Origin of the sequence: Mangrovibacterium sp. (assembly GCF_041596335.1) — a bacterium.
Classification (GTDB): domain Bacteria; phylum Bacteroidota; class Bacteroidia; order Bacteroidales; family Prolixibacteraceae; genus Mangrovibacterium.
This window is the reverse complement of sequence record NZ_JBFHIT010000005.1, coordinates 1-25,252: the sequence shown is the minus strand read 5'-3', so window position 1 is coordinate 25,252 and position 25,252 is coordinate 1. Positions and strand designations below refer to the sequence as shown.

Sequence of the window (25,252 nt, the reverse complement as noted above, 5' to 3'; positions counted from 1 at the left end):
AGGAAACGCTTCAAAATATCATCAATTTACCTTTATCGTTAATTCCTTTTCTGTTTGATCTCTCATGACCACCATTTTTACAGTTTCGGTGAAATTGTATTTCTTTAATGCTCCGAAGAACTCCTTCACATTTTTAACTTTTTCGCCTTGAACGGAAAGAACGACATCCTTACTTTTAAGTCCATCGCCTTCAAAAGCCAGGCTGCCACTCCACATCTTCAGTATGATCACCCCTTCAGCCGTATTTAGCCCATAAGCCGATTGCTCTTCCTGCGAGTCGACGCTTTTAATTTCGTTGCGCAACCACGATACAACAGGGCTCTGATTTCCCTTTCGTTCTTCTGCACTTTTCAGGATAGGAACGTCCGGTGTTTTCGCCATTTGCTTTAGTTCGTGACTAACAACCCCAAACTCGTCCATCGGGAAATTTTTAAATCCGACTTTCAAGGCAGGTGAGTTTTCTTTTACACTGAAATCAAGTGTTTCAGGCTTATTAAACATAGGATCGCCAAACGAACTGTTGGCATCAATATTATAAATCTGCGCTTTCATCAACGACTCTTCATCGGGAAACAGATTGTAATCCATTTCTTTTCCCCAACTCAACACATTTACATCTTTGTAGGAATCGCTCACTATGTTGTAACGGAAAATATCGTCGCAGTTGGCGAACCAAACGTGCGGATGCAGGGTGTTATTCACCGTGATGTTGTTCTCAACAAGCCGGTAAAAACCTTCGCGCAGCTTAATCCCGCCATTCAGACACAAATTATTATAGATGTGATAGTTCGTCGAACCGTCGTCGAGGTCGATGTCCCACCCATGGTCGCAACGAAAGCGATTGTTTCTAATTGTTGTGGTATGAATGGCATCCCAAAGTGGCATTTGCGGATTGGCCATGGTCATTTCATCCATTTGGTTACGCTTTGGATGCCAGAAACGATCGCGTCCCCATGAGTTGAACGAGCCGTGATCGCCGGTTTCCAAGACGGTGTTGAACACATCGTTGAATTCCAGGGTGTGCCCGCCCCAGGTTCCGTCGCCGATGTTAATTCCGGCACGAGGGACATCGTAAATACTGTTATGGCTAACGGTAATATCCATTGCCATCGAGATTTGCACTCCGGCCGATTGTTTTTCTATTCTTCCAATTCGGTAAATCAGATTATCGTCGGCAATACAATTTTTTGGGTAAAGATTATTTTGAGGGCCGGCAACCGTGTCCATCTCGTTCAACGGAACGAACTGTCCATAATTAAACGATGGAGAACGGACAGCCGAAGCGTCGCCCACAAAAGAAATGGCACTGGCTCCACAATCGTGAATGTGGTTTCCGGCAATTTGAATAGTACGATTGTAACGACTGAGGAAAATTACATTCCCGCCAAGGTTGGTAAACTCGCAATTGGTTACCGCACAGTTTTCGGCACCTTCAATATAAAGCGCGGCCCCGCGGTAAATTGTCCAGTCGCTTCGCAGCAAAGGCTCGTAGGTTTCGAACAATGTACGCCGGGTGTGCTCAAATTTTATTCCTTCGATGGTGATATCTTGCACCGGCGACTGTTCAGTTCCTTTCAGTTCAATCAAACTTTTCAAAACTACGAGTTCGCACTTCGCGTTGGCAATATCAGTAACGGCAGCAGGCCAAAAATAAAGTTTGCTTTCCGCGGCATCGAAATACCACTCGCCCGGACTATCCAGCTCCTCAAATACGTTTTCAACCATTCGGTATTCGGGATGAGGACGCGAACCTCGGTTGTTTTGTGTTCCACCTTCAAGAATGGCGTCTCCTGCTTCGTCGATGCCGGTTATCTTAAAATGAAAGCCACCCCATTTGCCGCTATGCATGGCATGAAAGATAGCCCCTTCGGGTTTTGCCCAGCCGGCTATTCGTTCTTTTGAGATGGCATCGGCAGCGTATCCCTGCCAAAATCCACCATCTTCGTTATAATTAGGGTAACGGGCCAATAGTTGGGCTTGCCCGTCAACAATCAGTTGGTCGAACCGAAGCCCTTCAGTCACTTCGGCTACAAAAATATTTTCACCCTGTTTTTCCCAACTCAAGTCTAAAGGAACCGAACCTTTTAAGTTTACGGTTGATCTACCGGCTCCAACAATCTCCAATCCATTCAGTTGTGGTGTAATAATCAGCGGAGACGACAAATAATACGTTCCGGGAAGAATGTTGACTCGAATTTCGGCCTCGCCGTTTTCAGCTCGTATTTCATAGGCCTTTTCAATGGCCTCGTTTATGGATTTGAACGTCAACTCTTCTCCGCTTTCTCCGGATTCATTCACCGTAATTTCAACTGGTTTGTGGCAGCTTTGACAGGCAACAAAGGCGACTATGATTAGTAGATTTGCAATGATTTTCATTTCGGTTTAATTGGTTTTATTGGTTCGTTAGGCCATATTATTTAGCTGGTCGGTTTAGGTGAAAAGGCTAAAAATGTGAGATAGATTGCTCCGGCCAATATGACGAGAACGGAGCCAACCTGCGAGCCCATCAAATCGGAGAGAATTCCCATAAAGAACGGAATGACTGCACCACCGAATACACCGGTAATCATTAAGCCGGAGATTTCGTTGGCTTTATCCGGCCGCGATTGGATCGCCATTCCGAAAATAATCGGGAACACATTGGCAATGGTAAAACCAATAATGCCGTAAATAGCGAATACCGCTATTTTATCGCCAACAAAAATTAGGGCTACCAAAGCCAAAACCGCTACAACAATATTTAGTTTGAAAAAATTGGAAGAAGCAAATTTCGCCAGGAAGAAAGCACCTAAAAAGGCTCCGAGTGTCCGGAACGCGAAATAAACACTTGGCCCGTAACCGGCATCAATTGAGGACAATCCGCAACGCTCCATTAATATTTTTGAAGCAGCCGTATTGACGCCAACGTCAACGCCGACCACAAACAAAATACCGAGAAACATCAGGAAAATTGTTTTGTCCTTTAAAATTGCCAGCACACTTCCAAACGAACTGGCTTTGCCCTCAACCGGAGCTTCCTCGATTGGTGTAAACATCAACCAAACGGTTGACAGCAGTGTAATAACCGCATAAATCGGGAAAATGTACTGCCAATTATCCAGCTGACTTGCCGCAAAAGCAGCAATAAACGGAGCCGAGAATGACGAAATCGCCTTTACAAATTGCCCGGCAGTTAAACTACTGGTTAACCGGTCGCCACGCACCACATTCTGCAACAAAGGGTTAAGCGAAACCTGGAGGATGGTATTGGCCACGCCGAGCAATGCGAAAGCCATGAGCGACATAAAAAAAGTATACTCAATAAGCGGAATAAACATCGCCACAATTGTAATGGCATTGCTTAAAAGCACGGTTTTTTTACGCCCGATGCGGTTCATTAAAATCCCGGTTGGGATGGAAAAAATAAGAAACATTGAAAACAGCGCTACCGGAATCATGTTCGAGAGCGTATCCCTGAATCCGGGGCTATACGCGCCAAGTAAATCCTCCTTCACATGTGCAGAGGTAATTCCGACAACATCGCAAAATCCCATGACAAAAAATCCGAACAGGACGGGGAGAATTTTTGAAATGGTATTGTTATTTTTCATCTCACTCATTCGTTTAGGGTTGTTAGTTTAATTGGTCTAGTTGGTTGGTTTAGTATAACTTAATGCCTCTCTCAATTTTCGACAATCGCAACAAAGCTTCCAGATAATAGTAATCGGCATAAATAATTGAAGCGTCGATCTCTGAACCTTTTGGTTTATGTCCGGTTGAGTGCAACAGGAACGCCTGATTGGTATCTCCACTTAAATATTCGGGGCTTGAAAGTTTTGCCAGAAGCGAAACGGCCGCGTTTCTATACTTCAACTTAACCGTTTCATCGGTCATAAATTCGGAAAGCTCCAACATAGCCGATGCGGCCACGCAAGCAGCAGAAGCGTCCTTGGGGGCATCCGGAATGGAAGGATCATCGAAATCCCAATACGGAATACCGTCTTCCGGAAGACGTTCAAGAAAAACGTCCGCCAGTTTTTGAGCGGTTTCCAAAAATTCAAGTTTGCCGGTTTCCCGGTAGCACATGGTGTAGCCATAAATTCCCCAACCTTGTCCGCGTGCCCACATTGAATCGTCGGCATATCCCTGATGGGTAACTCCTTTTATAAACTGTCCGTCAACGGTATCGAATACCGCCACATGGTAAATGGTGTAGTCCGGACGAATCAACGTATGCATTGATGTTTCGGCATGCTTTACAGCGATATCGTACAAATGCTGATCACCTCCGTTTTTGGCTGCATAAAACAACAGTTCCAGGTTGATCATATTATCAATAATCGTGTTGTGAGGCCAGTTCATTTTCTTAACCTGCGATGGCCACGAAAGCGTTGTTCCAACTTTGGGGTTATACAGCGTAGCCAACGAATCGGCAGCGGTGAGTACAGCGTAATGATAGGTTGAGTCATCGACCAACCGGAATCCATTACCGAAGCTATTGTACAGCTGGAAACCTAAATCGTGATCGGAAACAGCAACATCAAGCACTCCCTTTAGCGGGGCCGTAAAATTTTGAGCTGCCTCAAGAATGGCAGAATCGCCGGAGGCTTCGTATGCATACCACAATATGCCCGGCCAGAATCCGCTAGTCCAGTCATGAATTCCTACTTTGTTCCATTGTGTTTGTCCCGGGTAAATGTTGCGAGGCAAACTATCATTAGGTGATAAATTGACGACCGTTTTTTGCACTTTTTCGACACAGTAACCCAACATTTTCTCCGTCTCAACTTGTTCCGGTTCATCCATTCGTTGTGTGCAAGAAAAAGCAAGAGCACTAAATAACAGTACGATTGCGAATGGGTTTAAAATCTTCATCTTGGTTAATTTTTTTTGATTTTTTTGCGTTCGTTTATTGGGTGCAGAACACCACCATTAGCCATACGACAAATCTGCACTTCCGTCGTCTTTCAAATTACTGTAAACTTAAGGCTATCCGGCCAGAATTCGACAGCAACACACGCACCGAAAAGTTCCATATTGCAATTTGGCACTACTTACCGCGATATGGCTAGATAACTGACAAACAACTACCTAATCCATTTTAAACGGAAATATGTTGCCAAAACATTAGTCCCATAATTATTTGGCACTTCAAAACGACTATTCCAACGGGAACATTAAAATACAGTTGAAATTGAACAGAATTCGGTGAATTCGTGAACAGGCATAGCGGGTAGCGACAAAGATGTGCTAAAGCAAACAGCCGACAGCAACAATTGAGTTGACTGTCGGCTGAATGTTGTCGATAGCTATGTATATGGTTTTACCAACCCGGGTTTTGGAGTAATTCCGGGTTTAGGTTAATTTCATCCGTTGGAATTGCATCCAAATAATGCTTGGTTTTAAACATTCGATCGGAAGCAGGACAAATGATTAAAGCACCAGGCTTAGTACTCGCAATACCTGCATAAGTTGAAGGCACTTCTTCTTCGGTTGTTAGACCATAAGTCCAAACACTTTCGTCATAAATCAGTGCACCGCTGGTCGATTTTGGATCGACAGCTGTTTCAAATTCGCAGCTTGTACCGTTGTACTGAATATAAGTTACACAAATATTGAAACCCAATTCTTCTACGGCAATCCCCCAACGTTTAAGGTCATCGAATCGGAAGTCTTCACCGAATAATTCGATGGCACGTTCGCGACGGATTTCACCTAACATCGTTAGATCGTTATAAGATGTAACGATGCTGTTTGTTAAATCAGCAACACCGGAACGCTTCCGAATGAGGTTGATCGATTTTGCTAAATCAGCATCAGAGATAGAACCATTGCCCAATTCGCAGGTCGCTTCAGCATAAATTAATAAGACCTCTGCGTAGCGAATTAGTGGGTAGTTATACGATTCTTCTTTTGTTTCACGGGAAATATGCTCGGTTGTGAACTTTCGCCCTTGGTACCCCAGGTTACGACTGTTCGACGGAGAAGTCAGGTTTGGCACATACCGGTAATCATATCCGGTACCGGCATCGTCGAAGGCAATGCCATATTGAGCACCACCACCATTTGTACTGCCACCCCAGCCCCAGTATTCTTTCAACGGCTCGGTAACCAAACCTTCCAAACGGAGGTCGCGGTTTTCAAACTCATCAACCATCAGGCTATAGCCCTGAAACAAAGGAGAATGCTGCACTGGAAGACCATCGCTGCACAAATACATATCCATCAACTTACGTGAAGGACAATGTGGCTTGGAGTGAGTCAGGTTCTCGTTAATTTTGGCGTAAGTGTAATCGTAAATGGTTTGGAAAATAAACTCCTTGTTGCTGGCTTTGGTTAGTCCTGCCGGGTTCGACTGGGCATCTTCCAAATTGAAAAGATAAAACAAGTGGTCCTTATTGTAATCTTCGCTAAACTCATCGCCATAAGCGGCTCCCATATCATCTTGGTGATCCCACAGTTCAAAAATCCCTGCATTCATTACCGCTGATGCCTGCGATTTAGCCTCAGTCAACATTTCTGTTATACTTGGATAGTCATCTGGCTTGGCAGAGCCAGCACCGGTATTTGTACCATCACCATCCAAATAGCTCAAGTCGGCATATTTTTCGTAAGTAGCTTCGAAAAGACACACACGTGCTTTAAATGCCCGGGCCGCTTCTATGGATACTTTCCCGTAATCGGCATCGGCAATTGCACTCTGCGATGGCAAATAACTGATTGCTACATCTAAGTCCTCGAGCATCTGGGAAACTACTTCGTAACGGCTGTTACGTGGCCCCCAAACTTCTTCAGAACTAACATCCAGCGAACGGGTCACAATCGGAACACCTCCAAATCGGCGTAAAAGTTTCCAGTGATGCCACGCTCTGAAAAAGTAAGCGGCTCCTACATATTCTTCAATTTCCGAATATTCGCCTGGGTACTCATCTGCCTTTTCAATCAATTGGTTAACATAGCGCAAATAAGTATAATTATTGTCCCAAATGTCATCGGTTTCGGCCGTAGAAACGGTTCCTTGTCCGTAGCCCCAATCGTAGGTGAGGTTATTTGACAAATCAGATGTTTCATCTCCGTCTTCAAACGCAATACGTTTATAGAAATAGTTTGAGGCATATTCAAATTGTTCGGCAGTTTGAAAATAAACTGATTCTGTCACCTCATCCTGTGGTTCCTGATCCAAATAGTCTTCGCAACCCGTCAGGAAAAATCCCGATAGGAACAGCATAAAACCAAATCCTTTAATATATTTATTTATAGTCATTTTATATACTTTTTAGAGTTAACGATTAAAATGTAGCTTGTATACTAAATATTAATGCCGATTGGAAACTTAGCGCATCACCATTGTGGGCATCTTTGCCGTGTTCAGGATCCAAACCATCTTTTACGTTAGAAATACAGAATAAATCATTTCCGGTTACTGATAAACGAAGTTTGTCGACTCCTGCTTTATACATCCATGCTTTGGGGAAAGTATATCCGAATGTAATTACCTTAGCGCGAAGGTAAGAAGCATTCACTACGTTAATATCGTTGGTTTCAGCATAGTTCCAGGTTTTCCGTGAACCGTTATAACCTACAATAGGCAGCTCTGAGGAGGTATTTTCCGGTGTCCAGGTTTTATTCAACCAGGTTTCGTTCTGTCCCATCCACCAAGATCTGAAAGGATATGCTAATGTACCACCACGCACGATATGTTGCTGGCCTACACCCTGGAAGAATGCACTAAAATCGAAATTTTTCCAACGTGCTCCCAGGTTAATTCCGAAACTGTAATGCGGATTAGCATCGCCGTAGTATACCAAGTCATCGGTTGTAATTTTATCATCCCCGCTCACGTCAACTCTTCTCACACTTCCCGGAATCAAACGGTTAGCACTAACATATGAAGGCAGTTTCGTTCCGGATACCAAAGTGGTGATATCTGAAGGATCTGCAAATCCGACTTCATTATAATACGCTAACACTTCATCTTCATTTTGCAACAAACCATCAGTTTTGTAGGTGTAGATCGCATTTAAAGGTTTTCCTTCTATGGCACTACTATTGATACCGTAGGTGATACTTTCTGCTCCCTCCATCCGGGTTACTTCACCTTTGCTGTCCCACATTGATAAACCGACATTATAGTCTACTTCACCAATTTTGTCTCTCCATTTTAATTCAACTTCCCAACCCTTATTTACAAAGTCACCACTATTGGTTTTCGGGGCTGTAGCACCCAAAACCTCGGGGTATGTCACACTAATTAACATGTCTTTGTTCTGGTTGTAGAAATACTCCAAAGTACCGCTTAGTCGACTATCTAAAACAGCAAAGTCAACAGCGACATTGGTTTTTGCTACACGCTCCCAGGAACGGTCTGTCGAAGTCATCGACGAAACCCAGGCCGTGTTTTGTAACGCAGGAGTTGTTCCAAAGTATTCAGCGCCTGTGCTGATGGTTGAAATATAGTCATACGTACCAATACCAGTCGTTGATCCCATCTCACCATATGAGAAGCGGAGTTTTAAATTATCGAAGATTCGATCTTTTAAGAAATTCATTTCCGATAAACGTACACCGGCAGAAGCAGCATAGAAGTTTTTCCAGCGGTAGTCTGGATCCAAACGAGATGAACCGTCTCTACGTAACGACCCTTCAAGAAGATAAATTCCGTTATAATCGTAGTTTATCCTGGAAATATAAGATACCTGTCCAACTGCCGAACTTTCGCCTTCGTTGGTTTGTGTTGATGCATCACCCGTATTTAAAGCATCAAGGTTATTCGATGACATTCCACTACGGTACATGTTATAATTTTCAGTATCAGACAATTCAGAAACAGCACCAACCATCACGCCTAAGTTGTGAGCGCCAAACTTGCGTTGGTAGTTCGCTTGTACCACGTGATTTTGAAAGAAAACTTTATCCAAATCAACTTCCACAGAAGTAGCATCTGCCGAAGGGCTCACATTGTATACATTGCCATCCCAGTCGTAAAGTGTTACCTGAGTTTTACGGGCAGTTTTATCGCTTCGACGTTTGGTAATATTCGCCTGGTATTGTAATGAAAATCCTTTCAAATACTTGTCCAGATCCAGCTTAATTTTTCCACCCAAACGAATAGATTCCTGTTCTGTCACAGTACGGCCTCCTTCTGTAAGTTTGGCAGGAATGTTGTTCCCCCACAAGCCATAATATTGACCATATTGGTTATAAATAGGGAACATTGGTGGGTTCTGAAGCCCTTCACCAATCCCTTGTGTTGGTTCGTCGATATTTCTAACGTCATACCCGATATTAAACTCAGTGCTAATCATATCGCTCAGTTCATAAGTAACTTTTGTACTGAAGTTATATTTTTTAGCACCGTCGTAAGCCTCAGTCAGTGTAGAACGCTCATCAGAATATCCCAACGATGTACGGAAAGTCGCCTTATCGCTACCACCGGAAACTGAAACGTTATGGCGGTGAGAACCGGTTGTTCCGTAACAGTAGTCGTACATATCAATATCTGCAAAGCGATGGTCCAAGCCTGCAAAGTAATACGACTCAGGAGCTAAAGGGAAGGTACCATTGGCAATTGAATAAAACTCATCCTGAGTGAAGAACCGACCGGTAAAACCAGCCGTATTTGTAACTCCTTTTGAATCAACGTAATCAATCATGTCGTTGGTTCCGGCATTGTACCAAATCTGTGCCCAGTCAGAAAAATTCGCAATCGGAAGGTCGTATGCAAAGTTCATCTGATAATCGCTTTGATAGTCGACTTTCAGTTTTCCTTTCTGACCATTTTTGGTTGTAATAAGAATAACACCTCCAGCCGCTTTTGTTCCGTAAATTGCAGCAGCACCATCTTTTAGCACCGAATAGGTTTCAATATCGTTAGAGTTGATGGTAGAAAGTTGCCATTCCGGGATCTCCAACCCGTCGACAATTATGACTGGTGAGATATCGTTTACTGACATATCTCCGCGGATTTTGATGTCCATTTCCTCGTTACCTGGTCGGGCATTGCCCCTGGTAACCAAAACACCATTTACTTCACCCTGCATTGCCAGAATCGCATTAGAAGTACTCTTACCTTTCATGATATCATCACCCTTTACCTGAGTAACGGCTCCGGTAAGTGTCGCTTTCGACTGCGTTCCGTATCCTACCACCACAACCTCATCAACACCAATCGCATCCGCTTTCATTACCGCATTGATGCTGTTTTTTCCGGCAACAGGCATTTCCTGTGCTCCCATGCCTACGAACGAGAACACCAATGTAGCGGTTTCAGGCACATTTGCGATCGAATAATTTCCATCGAAATCGGAAATGGTCCCGGTGGTTGTCCCTTTGATAACGATCGTAACCCCCGGCAGTGGCTGACCATCCTCATCGGTGATTTTTCCTTTTACCACCTTTTGCTGTTGCTGATTATTCGTATTTGAATATTGGTTATTCGACGGACGTATGATAATCAGGTCTTTATCGGTAATGGTCACGTCAACCGAATTTTCGGCAAATATTTTGTCCAAAATCGCATCGATATTCGCCTGATCGACATTAATACTAATCTTCTGATCGATATTAATTCGCTCATCCTGAAGCAGAAACTTAAAATTACTCTGCGACTCAATGGCATTCAAAACCTCCCGGATCCTAACATTATTCAGATCCAACGAGAGTTGTTTCTGCTGAGAATAGACACTCGCCGATAGATGCAGTGTCATCACCAGAATAAAAAATGTAGTTAGTTTCATAAGTAGAAATAGTTTTCGAACATGGCGGGAATCGTACCTGGCCAGGTTTAGTTTTTTTTTCATAATTTTGTTGGACTTAAGTTAATAATCTTCTAATATTCTTATTAGAGGGTATTTATCTGACCGTCAGGAGGTAGGATTCCTGACGGTTTTTTTCTTTTTATTTTCCTATTTATTTGTCACATAATATTGGTCTCCTGATTTTGTATATTTCAGATCACTTGCTATTGATATAGCATCCAGAACTTCTTCTACATTCTCATCACTAAACACACCCGAATAGTGGACATCCTGTCCTAAACTTTCAGGCTTAAAATGAATTTTAACGTTAAACTTGCGTTCAATTTTAACCGCCAATTGGTTCAACGACTCGCCGTGTAAGTACACTTTATTGTTTTTCCAGGCCGAAATTTCATCTACGTTCCCGTTTCTAACCCTGAAAGCCGCAGCGTTTCTATTGTAAACCACCAGTTGCCCGGGCGTTAGAACAAACTCTTTTACGCCTGGCTTTTCAATGCTAATTTTTCCCGACTCCAGACTTGTAACTATCTCCTGATCCTGAGAATACGCGGAAATATTAAACGTAGTACCATGTACCTTCACCTTAAAATCGTTGACATTGACGACAAAGGGAGTTTCGCTATGCGAAACATCGAAGTAGCCTTCACCCGACAGAGCAACATCGCGATTTTGCGTTCCAAAACCGGCATTATATGAAATTTTAGATTGAGAATTAAGCCAAACTTTTGTGCTGTCCGGTAGAACAACGACCGATCTGTTACCAAATTCTGTTTGGAAAGTAACCGATGCAAGCGGATCTGAAGGTGCAGTGAGACCTGTTATTTTTAATAAGCCGAACATGATTAGGATACTGGCAGCCATACTGGCCACTGCTATTGACAAGTACCTCCTATTGTTGACTTTCTTCTGTTGAATTTTTTGGCGAACACCATGGAAGCCTAAAGCGCTATTGAATGCAGTGTAGTCTTTTACCTCTCTGGCTTGATTCCAGATCTTTTTGACCTGATCAAACAACAGTTGGTTTTCTTCGCTTTTAAGCAGGTCCTCAAAACGAGCCATCTCTTCGCTGGTGGCTGTATTGGATAAAACCGCATAAAATATTTCGTAAATCCTATTCATTTCCGGACCTCATTTATTACTATGACAGTTCCGATTACAAAAGGTCTTACGCGAATGAGAAATAAATTACAAATATTTTGGGACAGAGCCGTCCAAACACTCTCTGATCAACTGCAAAGCCTTGCCTATCTGTGCCTTAACAGTTTTTATTGAGATATTCATTTCTTCAGCAATTTTTTCCTGCTTCATATCATCGAACCGACTATGATTAAAAACTTCCTGGCAACGAGGAGGTAATTTGCCAATGCAAATGGCTAGAAAATGCCTAAATTCTTCTTGTTCAATCTCGTTGGGTTCAACAACCCGGTCGGTCGTATCGACAAATGATTTGGTATAATCCAATCGGACACTCTCGGATTTCAGTTTATTGAGGCTTCTGTTTCGAACGGCAGTATACAGATAGGATTTGAACGAACCTTCTATTTTTATCTTGCTTTTGTCTTCCCAGATTTTCAAAAATACTTCCTGAACAACATCTTCGGCGACATAGCTATCGCGAATAAATTTTAAAGTAAAACAACAAAGCGGCTTATAGTACCGATCAAACAGAACTTTAAAAGCGTCAAAGTCTCCGCTTTTAATTCTGTGAAAAAGGACGATATCATTCAATTCTGCCAATGGTCGCTGTTTTATATTTAACACAAGGTCGAATATAGTTATTCATCTCTTTTCAATTCGTTGTTTTTTTGCAAAAATTAGAAATGAAACTCGATTTTTCGCTCTGCAAGCTCGCTTCTATATCTTGCTAAACTTCGTACTATCAATTTACTTTTTGGCAAAGCTCGAATTCGGAAATGAACTAAATTTTTAGGCCAGAGAACATCATTCCTACATCACGATTTGGCAAATGCATCACGTTAAAACACAACACCCCCTTAAGGTTGCAAACAGAAGCGTAGGAACCGAATTCACCTAAACGCAGCGCTATTGCACAAATTTCCTGAAATAATCGGCCTTCTGCTTGTTATCAAATCGGGTGTAGATATTGCTTATATAGGCCGCATAAGCCGCTTTCTGTTCAATTTCCCACAACTTGGTAAAGTATTCCAACGATTCTTGAAAATTCGCGTTAATTACCTTCAACTCCTGGGTTAAATGGAGATACTGCAAATGCGTGTGTGTTTGTTTGTAAGCAGCCATCTCTGCCTGATAGCTATTTTCTGCCCTATTGTAATAAGTCTGCGCTAACCACTCCAGCGCGGCAACGTTATTCGAATCTGCTTTCACCAACTCTTTTGCCACGCTAATGGTCTCTACCATATCATTCCTTTTTGCAACTATTTTAAAATAGTCTTCGAGGAATTCCTTGTCCTGTCGCTGTTTATCAGTCAAATAAATCCAAATAACCTTCGCCTTTTGATCATCCTTCAACATGGAGTATATTTTGAACAACCGGCCATTCACTTCTTCAACACCCTGATTTTCGGGATACTTGCTTTTGAAAATCTCAAGCGTACTCAATTCTTTCGGAAGCTCATTTCTGCTCCGATAAATTCGGGCCAGCTCAAGTTCCATTTCCGGATCAGAATACCCGTCACGTCGCGCTTTGCTCATCCAGCTCTCTGCCAATTCGGTTCGACCGGCTTTCACTGCCGTTTTCCCGGCACGAGCATAACTTTCGGCCAATATTTCCCTGCCTTTTGTCAACTGCTCATCAAAATAACTGCTCCAGGCCTCAGTAGCACCATTATAGTTCCCTTCGGCCTCAGCTTGTGTTGCCAATTCTAATTTTGTTATCACGACTTTAGATGTTGAACACGCGGTAACTACAAGCACCATCAACAGCATGGCAATGCCACTATTTTTCTTCAAAAATTCCATATCACTCTTTCTTTTTTGGCCTGTTTTCCTGATACCGAACATTACCCGATCCAAAAAAAACAAGTCATTTTCCACTCTATTCCTGTTATTCCGATTTCCATAAAACGGAATCCAACGCTACAAAAAACTTAAACCAATTGGCCAAAAGTAATACAAATGTGATACCATCGCAAATTGCTGTCATTTAACACGCCAACACCGGTTTCAACCACATGGGCAAACAACAAACAAATCAAATCAAACCGAGCAAGCCACGGGCCAAGTAAAAATTAATTTTATGGAACGAGCCATCAGCCATACTCTCAGAATTCTAAATGATCTAAAATAGCTTTTTACCCTTAAAACCTGATCGGGTATCAGTATAAAAAAAGCCACCGGATCGTAACCCGATGGCCTAAAGCTATCTCACTTCAATTAAATGAAGACTAATTAATCAACTCAATGCTACGACGAACAAATTTATCAAGGTCAGCACCTTTCAGAAGGCCATTGGCCAACAAGGCCAGATCAACCATTTGTTTTGCCAACTTGTTATCCTTGCCGAAAGCTTCCAACTTACTACGTTTTTCACCTTCCAAGTCTGATATTTTTTTCTGAATATCATCCAACTTTTCTTTGTCTGCAGCTGGAATTTCTTCGTCTTTTTTGCCGTCTTTAGCTTTCTCCAGACTCTCCTTTTCGGTGTTAAGAGCAGTCAATTCTTCGTTCACTTTACTCAAATCAGCGTTCAGAGCAGCATCTTTTTCAGCCAATACTTTTTTCACCAGCTGGTGATCGGTATTCACAACCAGATTTAAACTTTCCGGTAAATCACCATAGAAATTCATTCCGCCGCCACCTTGTAGTTTACTCATGTCTTTCATCCGACGCATAAACTCATTGCGGGTAATCACCATTGGCTGACCGTTTTCACCCATCGATTTAAAATCAACCATGTAATTAACACCGTTGCTGGCCGGGCAAACAGCCTGGAAAACCGGGCTCAATTCGGCTTTTTCTTCGTAGCTCAGCTTTTCACTTTCTTCCTCTTTCCGAATCAGGTTGTCCACTACATCCGAGTCGATGCGAACAAAGCGTTTGCTGGTCTCTTTTTGTTCAAATTTGTTAATCAGGTGAGTCGACAGAGCATCATCCATTACCAACACATCGTACCCTTTATTTTTCGCATCCTGAATGAAGGTGAATTGCTCTTCTTCGCTGCTGGTGTAGAGATAAATCAGATTGTTATCCTTGTCTGTCTGACTGTCTTTGATCAGTTTTTCGTATTCTTCCAGCGTGAAGTATTTTCCATCGGTATTTTTAAACAGGAAGAAACTTTTCGCTTTTTCTTCGAATTTCTCTTCGGTCAGCATGCCATACTCAATGAAAATCTTCAGATCGTCCCACTTCTTCTCAAACTCTTCGCGGTTTTCTTTAAAGAGCTGAGCCAAGCGGTCGGCCACCTTTTTAGTGATGTGGCTGCTGATTTTCTTCACATTTGAGTCGCTCTGCAAGTACGAACGTGACACGTTCAGTGGAATATCCGGAGAGTCGATCACCCCGTGCAACAGGGTTAAAAAGTCGGGAACAATACCTTCAACTGAGTCGGTAACAAAAACCTGGTTACTATATAGTTGAATTTTATTCTTCTGAACCTCAATGGTGTTTTTCAATTTCGGGAAGTATAAAATACCTGTCAAATTGAACGGATAGTCTACATTCAAATGGATATTGAACAAAGGATCTTCGCCGAAAGGATAAAGCTGACGATAGAACGAACTGTAATCTTCGTCCTTCAGATCAACAGGTTTCTTTGTCCAAGCCGGTGCAACGTCATTAATTTGGTTATCCTCTTCCGTTTCAACTTCTTTCCCTTCTTTCCAGTCGGTTTTCTTTCCGAACACCACCGGAACAGGTAAAAACTTACAATACTTATTCAGGATTTCGCCCAACCGGGATTTGTCCAAAAATTCTTCCGACTCTTCATTCACATACATAATGATATCGGTTCCCACTTCAGCGCGGTCAGCGTCTTCCAATGTATATTCCGGGCTACCGTCGCATTCCCAACGCACAGCCTGTGCACCTTCCTTATACGATTTTGTAACCACTTCAACTTTATGCGAAACCATAAACGAAGAGTAGAATCCCAAGCCAAAATGCCCGATGATCGCATTCGCGTCGTTTTTATATTTGTCGAGGAACTCATTTGCTCCGGAAAAAGCAATTTGGTTGATGTATTTTTCAACTTCTTCGGCAGTCATACCAATACCATTGTCTGATACTGTTATGGTTTTCTTCTCGGCATCGAAAGATACACGTACTTTGGCATTTTCAACTGATACCGCTGTTTCGCCGCGAGCTGCCAGCGTTCTTAATTTTTGAGTCGCATCTACCGCATTCGATACAATCTCCCGCAGGAAAATATCGTGATCTGAATAGAGGAACTTTTTAATAATCGGAAATAAGTTGTCGCTTGATACGCCAATTTTACCTTTTTGCATCGTCGTCATATTTTTAAATTTTAAACTTCTGAATTTTTCATTTTACGCCCTCTCTTTTTCAAAGCCTGTGCCATTGGGAAAAGGTGACGAATTGTCACCTCCACTGGAATGCCTTTCCGCCACGCATTGAAAAACCTGATATTTTTCTGTTCTTATGTCAGTAGAATCTGCTTTCTTTGAGTTGAACCCGGAAAAGTGATTTAATCAATGAGTAATCTGGAAGACTATTTCGCACCCTACAGAGCCCAAATAGTTGGCATTGAGCAACGTTTTGAAAGCCCCTTTGGCGAGCAAAAGATCGTTTATGCCGACTGGATCGCAAGTGGCCGTCTGTATCGCCCTATTGAGCGAAAAATTCAGGAAACATTTGGTCCGTTCGTAGCGAACACCCACACGGAGACCAGCGAAACCGGGGCATTGATGACCCGCGCCTATCACCTGTCGCACAAACTAATAAAGCAGCATGTCAACGCAGGACCTAACGATGTCATTATTACAGCCGGAACCGGGATGACCGGTGTGATCAACAAATTTCAGCGCATGCTCGGCTTAAAAAACAAGGGTGAAAAAATCCCCGGCAACCAGAACGAGACTGAAAAGCCGGTCGTCTTTATTTCTCATATGGAGCACCACAGCAATCACACCAGTTGGTATGAAACCACTGCCGATGTGGTGATTATTGAACCAGATGACGACCTGTTGATCGCCCCCGAAAATCTACGTAAAAAGCTTGAAGAATACCAAAACCGAACGTTTAAAATCGGTGCTTTTACGGCTTGCTCAAATGTTACCGGAATACGAACGCCCTATTTTGAACTGGCTAAAATCATGCACGAACATGGCGGTGTGGCCTTCATCGACTTTGCTGCTTCGGCACCATATGACCCAATCGACATGCATCCGGAAGACCCAATGATGAAATTGGATGCCATCCTGTTTTCGCCTCATAAATTTCTGGGCGGTCCCGGCTCCTGCGGAGTACTCATTTTCGACAAATCGATGTATCACAACGCGGTTCCCGACCAACCGGGAGGAGGAACCGTTGACTGGACCAATCCCTGGGGCGAGTACAAATATGTGGATGATATTGAAGCGCGGGAAGATGGCGGCACACCGGGATTTCTGCAATCGATCCGAACAGCGCTATGCTGCCAGCTGAAAGAGCAAATGGGTGTTGAGAATATTCGAAAGCGAGAGGACGAATTACTGCAACAGGCTTTTGCAGGACTCGACAGCATCCCCGAAGTACAAATCCTGGCCAACAATCAGCGTGACCGGCTCGGCGTAATCTCGTTTTACATACCGGGTATTCATTACAACTTACTGGTTCGCTTGCTGAACGATTTGCACGGCATTCAGGTGCGTGGTGGCTGTGCCTGTGCCGGAACCTACGGCCACTTTTTACTGAAAGTGAGCTACGAGGAATCGTCCGAAATCACCGAAAAAATCAACCATGGCGACCTGTCCGACAAACCGGGTTGGGTGCGCTGGTCGCTGCATCCGACGATGACGGATGCGGAAGTCGAGCTTTTTGTTTGTGCTCTGCGAAACATTGTCGCGAACATTGAAAAATACCGGCAGGATTATGAACCAATTCCTCGCACCAACACATACCAACACAAGCACGAAAAAAATTACGCGCAAATTGTCGACCAGTGGTTTTTGCTAAACCCTGTAGAAATACCGGAAACAACAAGCGGGCAAAAGCTGAAATTCTGACCTACTCTGATCGCTTCAATATGGATGTCACTCCATCTTCGAAAGCAGCCTCTTCGCGGACGTATTTCACCACAAAATCCTGCAACTGATCGGTAGGAGCGGTAAGCAGGTAAGTGCCATCCTCAAGTTCGTAGTTAAGCTCCAACCGGTCGCTTTCGGCTAACTCCCTGAGCCAGTCGGGATCAAACCAGCGAATTGTGGCTCCGTCCGCATCCATATCGAGGCGGGCAAAACTATGCACCGGGAAAAGATGCAGATCGAACAGATCGGGTCCATCCTCAGAATCCGGTTCGTTTTCTTCGAGGAAAAAGTCAAGGAAATAAACGCCACCCAATTTTACAGGGTGTACTTTAAATTCGGAAGACGAGAAATCGGTTTTCCCTTTCTCCCGAAAACGTAGCACATAGGCCGTGCTATCTATATTTTCCGGAATTTCTTCTCCTTTGTAACTGTATTCAAACTGCCAAGTGGTCGTATCCTGATCGACCCAGTGCCCCAACAACAAATCATTGGCGAACAAATCCTGTTTCGTATACAGCGGATGAACGGAAATGACCAGACAGGATACTGCAAGAAAACACAGCGAAATGACTAAATACTCTGGAAGGTTTTTCATTGTATTTCAAGGTTTTCGTTCGGAAATTCGACAAATATCTGCAACCAACTCGCAATTGGATTATCGAACTGAATAGCTAAAACGATGGTTTCAATTCGACGACCGGAGTTCAGTCCGGATTGTTTAAAATTACAGATTTAAATTGAACCACTAGCCTTAAAAAATTGAAACAATTCATCGCCGCACTGCCATTTGAAAAACACCGGCGAGTCGCCGTTGAAATTTAATGAACAAAAATGTGCTTAAGTTTAATGAATTCACTTTACCTTTAATGAATTACAATGCTCTGGTAAACAGAAGGAACCGTTCTAACAGGGATGGATCGCTGCAAAAACCAAGGCGTAACAATTGATTTATTCACCTTTTAAAACGAACAACACATGATTCAATCGAGAAAATCCAACCGGGTAGCTCTGGCGCAAATCAAAACCATCGCTCCGTCGCCTGACGAGGACGATGCCGTTGATCCGGACACAGATACCGGTGACGGTAAAGATTAGAAAAACCAATCAACAAGAGGGAGTATGCGAACTCCTTCTTGTTTTAATCACCTTTCAGAAACGAACTTCGGAGTTTTTTGTATATTCACCTTCCAAAACAACTTCAGCCCACAGCTCCAATGTTCAGATTTTTTCAAGTGCCACTCATCTTACTTTGTCTACAATTGACTTTCGCTGCGGAAGCACAGAGCATCCGGGATACCGCCTATTACCAATCTAGGCTGGAGCAAGCCAAAATGGTATTCAAGGTCAAACTCGACAGTGCATTAGTGCTTTACAAACAAATTGCAGACGAAACATCTGAATCCGGTTTTCAAAACCTCTATTGGGACGCAAAGCTCAAGACAGGAAGCACTTACGCCGATTTAGGTCTAAAAGACAGTGCACTTTTAGTGCTTCAAAGCACCTACCTCGACATCACTCAAAACCGGGATACGCTCTACCAAATAAAAGCTTTAACAACAATTGGCTCAGTCTATTCCGACAATTACGAATTCGAACAAGCCATCAAACATTTACTCGAAGCCCAAAAGCTGCTGACTAACTCAACACCGTTCGATCTCCATTTCAATTTGCTGAATATTTTAGGGCAAGCGCACAAAAAAATGAAGGACTATTCTTCAGCTTTAAAATATTACGGTCAACTGGCAAACGAATACGGATCCCAACTCACTGATAAGGAAAAATTTCTGGTTTACATGAACACCGGGAATGTTTATCTAGAAATGAAAGAGTACGATAAATCGGAAGAACTATATTTAAAAGCCTACCAGGAGATTCAAAAAATTGACGACCCGGCAAATTTGGCTTTGATTACCTACAATATGGGGAACCTTTTCTACCTCCAAAAGAAATATAGTCTATCAATTGAGTACGTAGAAAAAGCATTAGCTTCTTATTCTGTCATCGGCAATAAATACTTCATCGAATTAAGCAACAGGCTGATGGGAGCAATCCAGTTTCGTCTTCGCAACTATTCTCTTGCAGAGAACTATTACTTTACGGCACTCGAAATAGCCAAGGAGATTGAAAACCCTAAATCGATTCTGGCAAACTATAAAAGCTTAGCCGGCAATTATTGGGTTTGGGCAAAAGCAACATCAGACACCGGCAAGTACGAAAAAGCATTGGATTACCTAAAAACATGGACGACATATAAAGACAGCCTATACCAGGAGAACCTCGCCACCCAATTACTGGAACTGGAGAAAAAATACGAGACGGAAAAGAAAAACGCCAAAATTGAGCTTCTCGGCAAGGAAAACTTGCTGAAAGCCGAAGAATTACTTCTCGAACGGCAACATAAAAAGTTCATGTTGGTTATCATCGGCTTGCTGGTTTTTATCGTAGGAGTTGTATCGTATTTCATGATTTATTTAAGCAAGGTGAATGTTCAGTTGAAACAGCAAAGCCAGCTCATTTTTAAACAAAAGGAACAGATCACGAGCCAGAATATCCAATTACAAAAGGCCGTGAACACCCAAAATAAATTGTTCGGCATCATTGCCCACGACCTGCGCAGTCCGCTGGTCTCGGTTTCCAACTTTGTTCGCCTGTTGAATTTCTACCTGAAGGACGGCCGCTACGATGCAATTACCCGGATGGCCAAGGAAATGGATCGCAAAAACGAACAGGTACTCGAACTGACGGACAATCTGTTGAACTGGGCCCGCAGCCAGTCGGGCGATCTGAAACCACGTATAGAACCGATCAGCCTGAACGAAATATTGAACCAGTGCTACCAGCTGTACTTGCCGGTTGCTGAACGTAAACAAATTAAGCTTAGCCTGCAGGACAAAAACGAATGCCTTCTTTGGGCCGACCGGGACATGGTACACACCATCTGCCGCAATCTGGTTAACAATGCGTTAAAATTCACGCCTAAAGAAGGTTCGGTTACCATCAGCTTTAGCTGCGAAGGCAAAGACACCCGGATTTCGATCAAGGATACCGGGATGGGAATCAGCCCCGACCGCCAAAGCCGCCTCTTTAACGTGAGCAAGGAAGATGTGCGTTACGGCACCGACGGCGAAAAAAGCAGCGGGCTGGGCTTGTCGGTTTGCAGGGAGTTTTGCGATACCCTGAACGGAACTATAGAAGTGGAAAGCACCGAAGGCCATGGGAGCACCTTCTGCTTCACGCTACCAACCTACTCGGCCGAATTAGAGGAATTAACAGCACCACAAGCAGCTGCTTCCATGAGCTCCCCGATGTAGCCCATTCCACAAAGAAACGGCATGGCTCGACTCAACAACAAGAGCGCCCCACCACTGGTGAAGAATTTGTGGAATCTACGAATGGTCAACGCCAGATTTGCGATCAATCAAATTGAGCCCTTCACATCGGACATAAAAAAACAGGTTGATTATCATTCATTGGAACAACAATCAACCTGCCCGAAATCTGAAACAGCTCGTTTCAAACTAACTTTCCAGCATGAATCCGTATTCTTCGCTGTATTTAAGCATTTGCTGCGTATAATCCGACTGGTACTCAACCGCCACATCAACCACCTTCCCCGAGTCATCGGTAACCAACTTGAGCTCTGGGTTCAGAAAGCCGGCATAAGGCGCGATGTTCAACTTTCTAAATCGCTCCAAAACTTCAGCATGCAAATCCTGATCAACCCTCACAGCGTAACGCTCTACCAAAGTTTTAGCCGATTCAAAATCGCCCTCCGATTTAATTCGCTGAACTTCCTTCAGCAACATCCCAAACAGCTGCCGGAGTTTCTCATAGTCATTAATTTGAACAAAAGTCTTTCCTTCCCTTCGAACAAATTCAACCACATTTTCGGCTTTCCCATGTTCAAACGCCCATTTCGCAATCAATTGCCGGTTTCGCATGTGCGATTCTTCGAGATCTTTACCAGCTTCAATCCGGGTAAGCTGAGTAATTAACCCGTTTCGAAGGTATGCATCGTATTCGGCCATACCTGTTTCGTGAGAAGGGACTATACCCAGTTGGAGTAATTTTTCATCGGTAATATAATAGAGCGCAAACAAATCAGCGCGCGTCTCTTCCATAGTCGAATAGTAATTCTTCAGATCTTCCGGCTTCACACCCGGTTTCATTTTTCCTGATCCGTGCCCCAAACACTCATGCAAGTCGGTATGCAAATTACCCGCCAGCCGGCCAAACTCACGAGCTCTTGCAATTTCAGCTTCAGACGCTGCAAACTCCTCGAGCATCCCGTTCCCGAGCGAATCGTTAAAATAAGCCTGGGTAATATTTTCAATAGTCACCGACTTGGATCCAAACTCTTCTCTGATCCATTCCGAATTTGGCAAATTGATGCCGATTGGAGTAGCCGGGTAGCAATCGCCTCCCAACATCGCCACGTGAATAACTTTGGCACTCACCCCTTTCACCTCCGCTTTTTTGTATTGAGAATCAACTGGCGAGTTCGCTTCAAACCAGCCGGCATTTTCGGATAAAATGAGCGCCCGCTTAGTTCCTTCCAGATCCTTGTAATTGACGATAGACTCCCAGCTGGCTTTTATCCCCAGCGGATCGCCGTAGATTTCTATAAAACCATTCACGAAATCAACCAACCCTTCATTTTCATTTGTCCAGGCAATACTATAGGCGTCAAAAAGTTTCAGGTCACCGGTTTCATAATAGGCTATCAGCTTCTGAATTACTTCTTTTTGCAACTCATTCTCAGCAAACTCAATCGCTTTACCAAGCCAATAAATAATTTGCCTGATCGCCTTTCCGTATTTTCCGCGACTACACCAAACCTCTTCTTTTAGTTCATTGTTTTGTTTCACTAAGGTTGAATTCAATCCAAACGAAGGCGCATGGGCTCCGTAGCTTTTGCGCATCGATTCGTAAAAAGCTTCAGCCTCGGCCTGCGTCACATTCTGATAATAATTCATTGCTGAGGCCTTTAAAAGATCCTTGCTGCTATCCAGGCTAATCGCCTTGGCTTCGAGCTCCGGGTCGAAAATAACATCTAAAATAGACTCCAATTCAGCCTGAAAAGCGAACTGTTCGCCATCAGACTGCTGCAACAACGTTACAAACTCCTGACGAGAGAGTTTCGGAATGAATTTCTCTGTTGAATAGTGATGATGAATGCCGTTGCCAAACCAAACCTGTTTCAGGTAGAGGTGAAACGCCTGAAAACTCTCGGCTCGCCGACTACCGCTGTAAGTCCGGTAGATTATCTCGAGCAGGCTCCTGATTTTGAGATTCCAGCGGTTATTTTGATCAAACAAAATATCGCGGCCACAGAGAGCAGCCTCGCTTAAGTAATAAATATACTGTTTCTGCTGTAAACTAAGCTTTTCGAAGCCAGGCAGCTCGTATCGTAATATTTTTATATCGGCGAACTTCTCAACAAACACATTTATTTTTTCCATCCTTCATGTTTTACAATTTCAGACTCATCCATTGCATTAAATCCATTCATCAAATGCCTGAAGAATTTTTTTCAAAGCTATGGCTTTTCCGAATTAGTATCCTTGCGCATATGGTATTTTTCTTCAATCAAATCAGACGATTTAATTGTTCGTCGTAACCAACACAATTTTATTTCAGCTCTTTCCTCTTTTGTCAACTGCCAATTTATACTGCTGTCGGACCGCATTTTTAACGTGAGATGATGCAGAATAACGGCAGCCGATACCGAAATGTTAAAGCTTTCCGTAAATCCATACATAGGAATTTTCAAAAACTCGTCCGCTTCTTCTTTCACCACCTCTGAGATCCCGGTCAGTTCAGTTCCAAAAAACAAGGCCACTTTTCCTTTCCTCAGATCAAAGTCTTCCAAATTAGTATCGCCTTCATGTGGCGTTGTTGCCACAATTCGATAGCCCTGCTTGCGCAAGTGTCGAATGGCATCTAAACTATTCTCCTCCTTCTGATTGTATTTTTTTACATTCAGCCATTTGGTTGCCCCCATTGCGACCTCCCGGTCGACCTCAAATATGTTTCCATTTTCGATCACATGAGCATCCTGTAAACCAAAGCAATCAACCGAACGCATAGCTGCACTCGCATTCTGAGGTTGAAAAATATTTTCCAGAACGATCGAGATGTAGCGGGTACGCTGGTCGAGTATGCGCTCAAATAGTTCGTTTCGTTCAGGAGTAATAAATTCAGAGAGATAATCAATCAATTGGTAATCCATGATTCAGAAATACTTGTTTAGGGCACAAAAATAAAAAAGGGAAGCAAAAAAGCCTCCCTTTCAAATTTCTTTCTATCTAATAAGATCTTAGATCGCGTCGTCTAATTCGGCACCTGGCTTGAATTTAACTACTTTCTTTTCAGGAATCTGGATAGGCGCACCTGATTGTGGATTTCTGCCAGTTCTGGCACTACGTGTTGATACTGAGAATGATCCGAAACCGATCAGAGCAACACGATCGCCATTTTTAAGTGCATCGGTAGTAGCAGCGACAAATGCGTCAAGCGCCTTTTTTGAGTCTGCCTTTGTCAAACCGGACTGTTCCGCAATGGCGTCAATTAATTGAGCTTTGTTCATAGGAAAACATGTTTAGGGTTTAAAAAATAAACTGATTATTATTACTTGCTTATTGACATAGTTTAAAACACCGGACTTAAAATACAACCCCATTTTCTAAAACCTCAGTAAAATCAACACTTTCAGTTGCTTTAATTTTAAGTTTCATAAAATTCTAAAATAAGATTTAAATATGCAAACCAATTGCAGTTTTTTTTTTTTTGAAAATGATTGATTTTTTATTGCTCAAATTTTTGCGGTTTGAAAATTTCCTCTACTTTTGCGCCACATCCACGGAGAGATGGCAGAGTGGTCGAATGCGGCGGTCTTGAAAACCGTTGATCTTCACGGATCCGGGGGTTCGAATCCCTCTCTCTCCGCCGATCAAGAGCCGAAGCAAATTGCTTCGGCTTTTTTGTTTTTGAATCAGTTCAACTACGAATGCTGTCATCAACCGACAGGTTGCGTCGATCCAAGTCCAAATAGCCAAATTGACGTTTAGGAAAGAATAAACTCAGCTCACTGACGATATCCCTCGACGCTCTGCTGAGACGGCAGAAAATTTTCAAAAAAAAAGTATCCCAAAAGATAGATTGACTTTCAAAAACTTATGTAATCAGGCATTCGAAAACTGATCCAATTCAAAAATATTTTTAGGTTGTTTAGAACTTATTATTATATTTGCACTCGCAATTAAGAAACGGGTGTAGCTCAGTTGGTAGAGCACTGGTCTCCAAAACCAGGTGTCGGGCGTTCGAGTCGCTCCTCCCGTGCAAAAGCTGTCC

General features: G+C 43.1%; 15 protein-coding genes and 2 tRNA genes. 4 read left to right on the top strand and 13 right to left on the bottom strand.

Annotated features, from left to right (window positions below):
* Positions 1 to 21 precede the first annotated feature (21 nt).
* From ABZD21_RS03225 to htpG, 9 genes are all read right to left on the bottom strand, one after another.
* Entirely contained in the window at positions 22 to 2,376 is a 2,355-nt protein-coding gene (locus tag ABZD21_RS03225) for a right-handed parallel beta-helix repeat-containing protein (protein ID WP_372772867.1), read from the bottom strand.
* A 41-nt stretch (positions 2,377 to 2,417) separates the two neighbouring features.
* The gene (locus ABZD21_RS03220; protein ID WP_372772866.1) at positions 2,418 to 3,590 is read right to left on the bottom strand and encodes a sugar MFS transporter; all 1,173 of its coding nucleotides are present in this window, start codon (positions 3,588 to 3,590) and stop codon (positions 2,418 to 2,420) included.
* A gap of 49 nt (positions 3,591 to 3,639) precedes the next feature.
* Entirely contained in the window at positions 3,640 to 4,854 is a 1,215-nt protein-coding gene (locus ABZD21_RS03215) for a glycoside hydrolase family 88 protein (RefSeq protein ID WP_372772865.1), read from the bottom strand.
* Positions 4,855 to 5,302: 448 nt separating this feature from the next.
* Complete coding sequence (locus ABZD21_RS03210) at positions 5,303 to 7,243, bottom strand: RagB/SusD family nutrient uptake outer membrane protein (protein ID WP_372772864.1); 1,941 nt, start codon at positions 7,241 to 7,243, stop codon at positions 5,303 to 5,305.
* Between the two features lie 25 nt (positions 7,244 to 7,268).
* Entirely contained in the window at positions 7,269 to 10,778 is a 3,510-nt protein-coding gene (locus tag ABZD21_RS03205; RefSeq protein WP_372772863.1) for a SusC/RagA family TonB-linked outer membrane protein, read from the bottom strand.
* Between the two features lie 105 nt (positions 10,779 to 10,883).
* Positions 10,884 to 11,855 carry a FecR family protein gene (locus tag ABZD21_RS03200; protein WP_372772862.1) on the bottom strand — a complete coding sequence of 324 codons (972 nt, stop codon included), beginning with the start codon at positions 11,853 to 11,855 and terminating at the stop codon, positions 10,884 to 10,886.
* A 66-nt stretch (positions 11,856 to 11,921) separates the two neighbouring features.
* Positions 11,922 to 12,473: an RNA polymerase sigma-70 factor gene (locus tag ABZD21_RS03195; RefSeq protein WP_372772861.1), complete on the bottom strand. Its 552-nt coding sequence runs from the start codon at positions 12,471 to 12,473 to the stop codon at positions 11,922 to 11,924.
* A 306-nt stretch (positions 12,474 to 12,779) separates the two neighbouring features.
* Positions 12,780 to 13,676, bottom strand: coding sequence for a tetratricopeptide repeat protein (locus ABZD21_RS03190; RefSeq protein ID WP_372772860.1), 897 nt, complete (start codon positions 13,674 to 13,676; stop codon positions 12,780 to 12,782).
* Between the two features lie 425 nt (positions 13,677 to 14,101).
* Entirely contained in the window at positions 14,102 to 16,159 is a 2,058-nt protein-coding gene (htpG, locus tag ABZD21_RS03185; protein ID WP_372772859.1) for a molecular chaperone HtpG, read from the bottom strand.
* A 207-nt stretch (positions 16,160 to 16,366) separates the two neighbouring features.
* Here htpG and ABZD21_RS03180 point away from each other — a divergent pair, with 207 nt between their 5' ends.
* A complete protein-coding gene (locus ABZD21_RS03180) occupies positions 16,367 to 17,878 on the top strand; it encodes an aminotransferase class V-fold PLP-dependent enzyme (RefSeq protein ID WP_372772857.1) in 1,512 nt (503 codons plus the stop codon).
* 1 nt (position 17,879) lies between these two features.
* On the opposite strand, the gene ABZD21_RS03175 is transcribed toward ABZD21_RS03180, so the two are convergent.
* Positions 17,880 to 18,494, bottom strand: a complete 615-nt coding sequence (locus ABZD21_RS03175) for a hypothetical protein (RefSeq protein ID WP_372772856.1) — start codon at positions 18,492 to 18,494, stop codon at positions 17,880 to 17,882.
* Positions 18,495 to 19,113: 619 nt separating this feature from the next.
* Between ABZD21_RS03175 and ABZD21_RS03170 the strand changes: the two genes are divergently transcribed.
* On the top strand, positions 19,114 to 21,210 hold the full coding sequence (locus ABZD21_RS03170) for an ATP-binding protein (protein ID WP_372772854.1): 2,097 nt from the start codon (positions 19,114 to 19,116) through the stop codon (positions 21,208 to 21,210).
* 207 nt (positions 21,211 to 21,417) lie between these two features.
* Here the strand turns inward: ABZD21_RS03170 and ABZD21_RS03165 are convergent, their stop codons facing one another.
* The 3 genes from ABZD21_RS03165 to ABZD21_RS03155 form a co-directional block, all read right to left on the bottom strand.
* Positions 21,418 to 23,361: a dihydrofolate reductase gene (locus tag ABZD21_RS03165; protein WP_372772853.1), complete on the bottom strand. Its 1,944-nt coding sequence runs from the start codon at positions 23,359 to 23,361 to the stop codon at positions 21,418 to 21,420.
* Between the two features lie 77 nt (positions 23,362 to 23,438).
* Positions 23,439 to 24,131, bottom strand: a complete 693-nt coding sequence (locus tag ABZD21_RS03160) for a TrmH family RNA methyltransferase (RefSeq protein WP_372772852.1) — start codon at positions 24,129 to 24,131, stop codon at positions 23,439 to 23,441.
* A gap of 87 nt (positions 24,132 to 24,218) precedes the next feature.
* Complete coding sequence (locus ABZD21_RS03155; protein WP_372772850.1) at positions 24,219 to 24,488, bottom strand: HU family DNA-binding protein; 270 nt, start codon at positions 24,486 to 24,488, stop codon at positions 24,219 to 24,221.
* Positions 24,489 to 24,762: 274 nt separating this feature from the next.
* On the opposite strand from ABZD21_RS03155, the gene ABZD21_RS03150 reads away from it, so the two are divergent.
* Together ABZD21_RS03150 and ABZD21_RS03145 are read left to right on the top strand one after the other, a co-directional pair.
* Positions 24,763 to 24,847: transfer RNA gene (locus tag ABZD21_RS03150), tRNA-Ser, on the top strand.
* A 320-nt stretch (positions 24,848 to 25,167) separates the two neighbouring features.
* Positions 25,168 to 25,240: transfer RNA gene (locus ABZD21_RS03145), tRNA-Trp, on the top strand.
* The last annotated feature ends 12 nt before the right edge of the window (positions 25,241 to 25,252 follow it).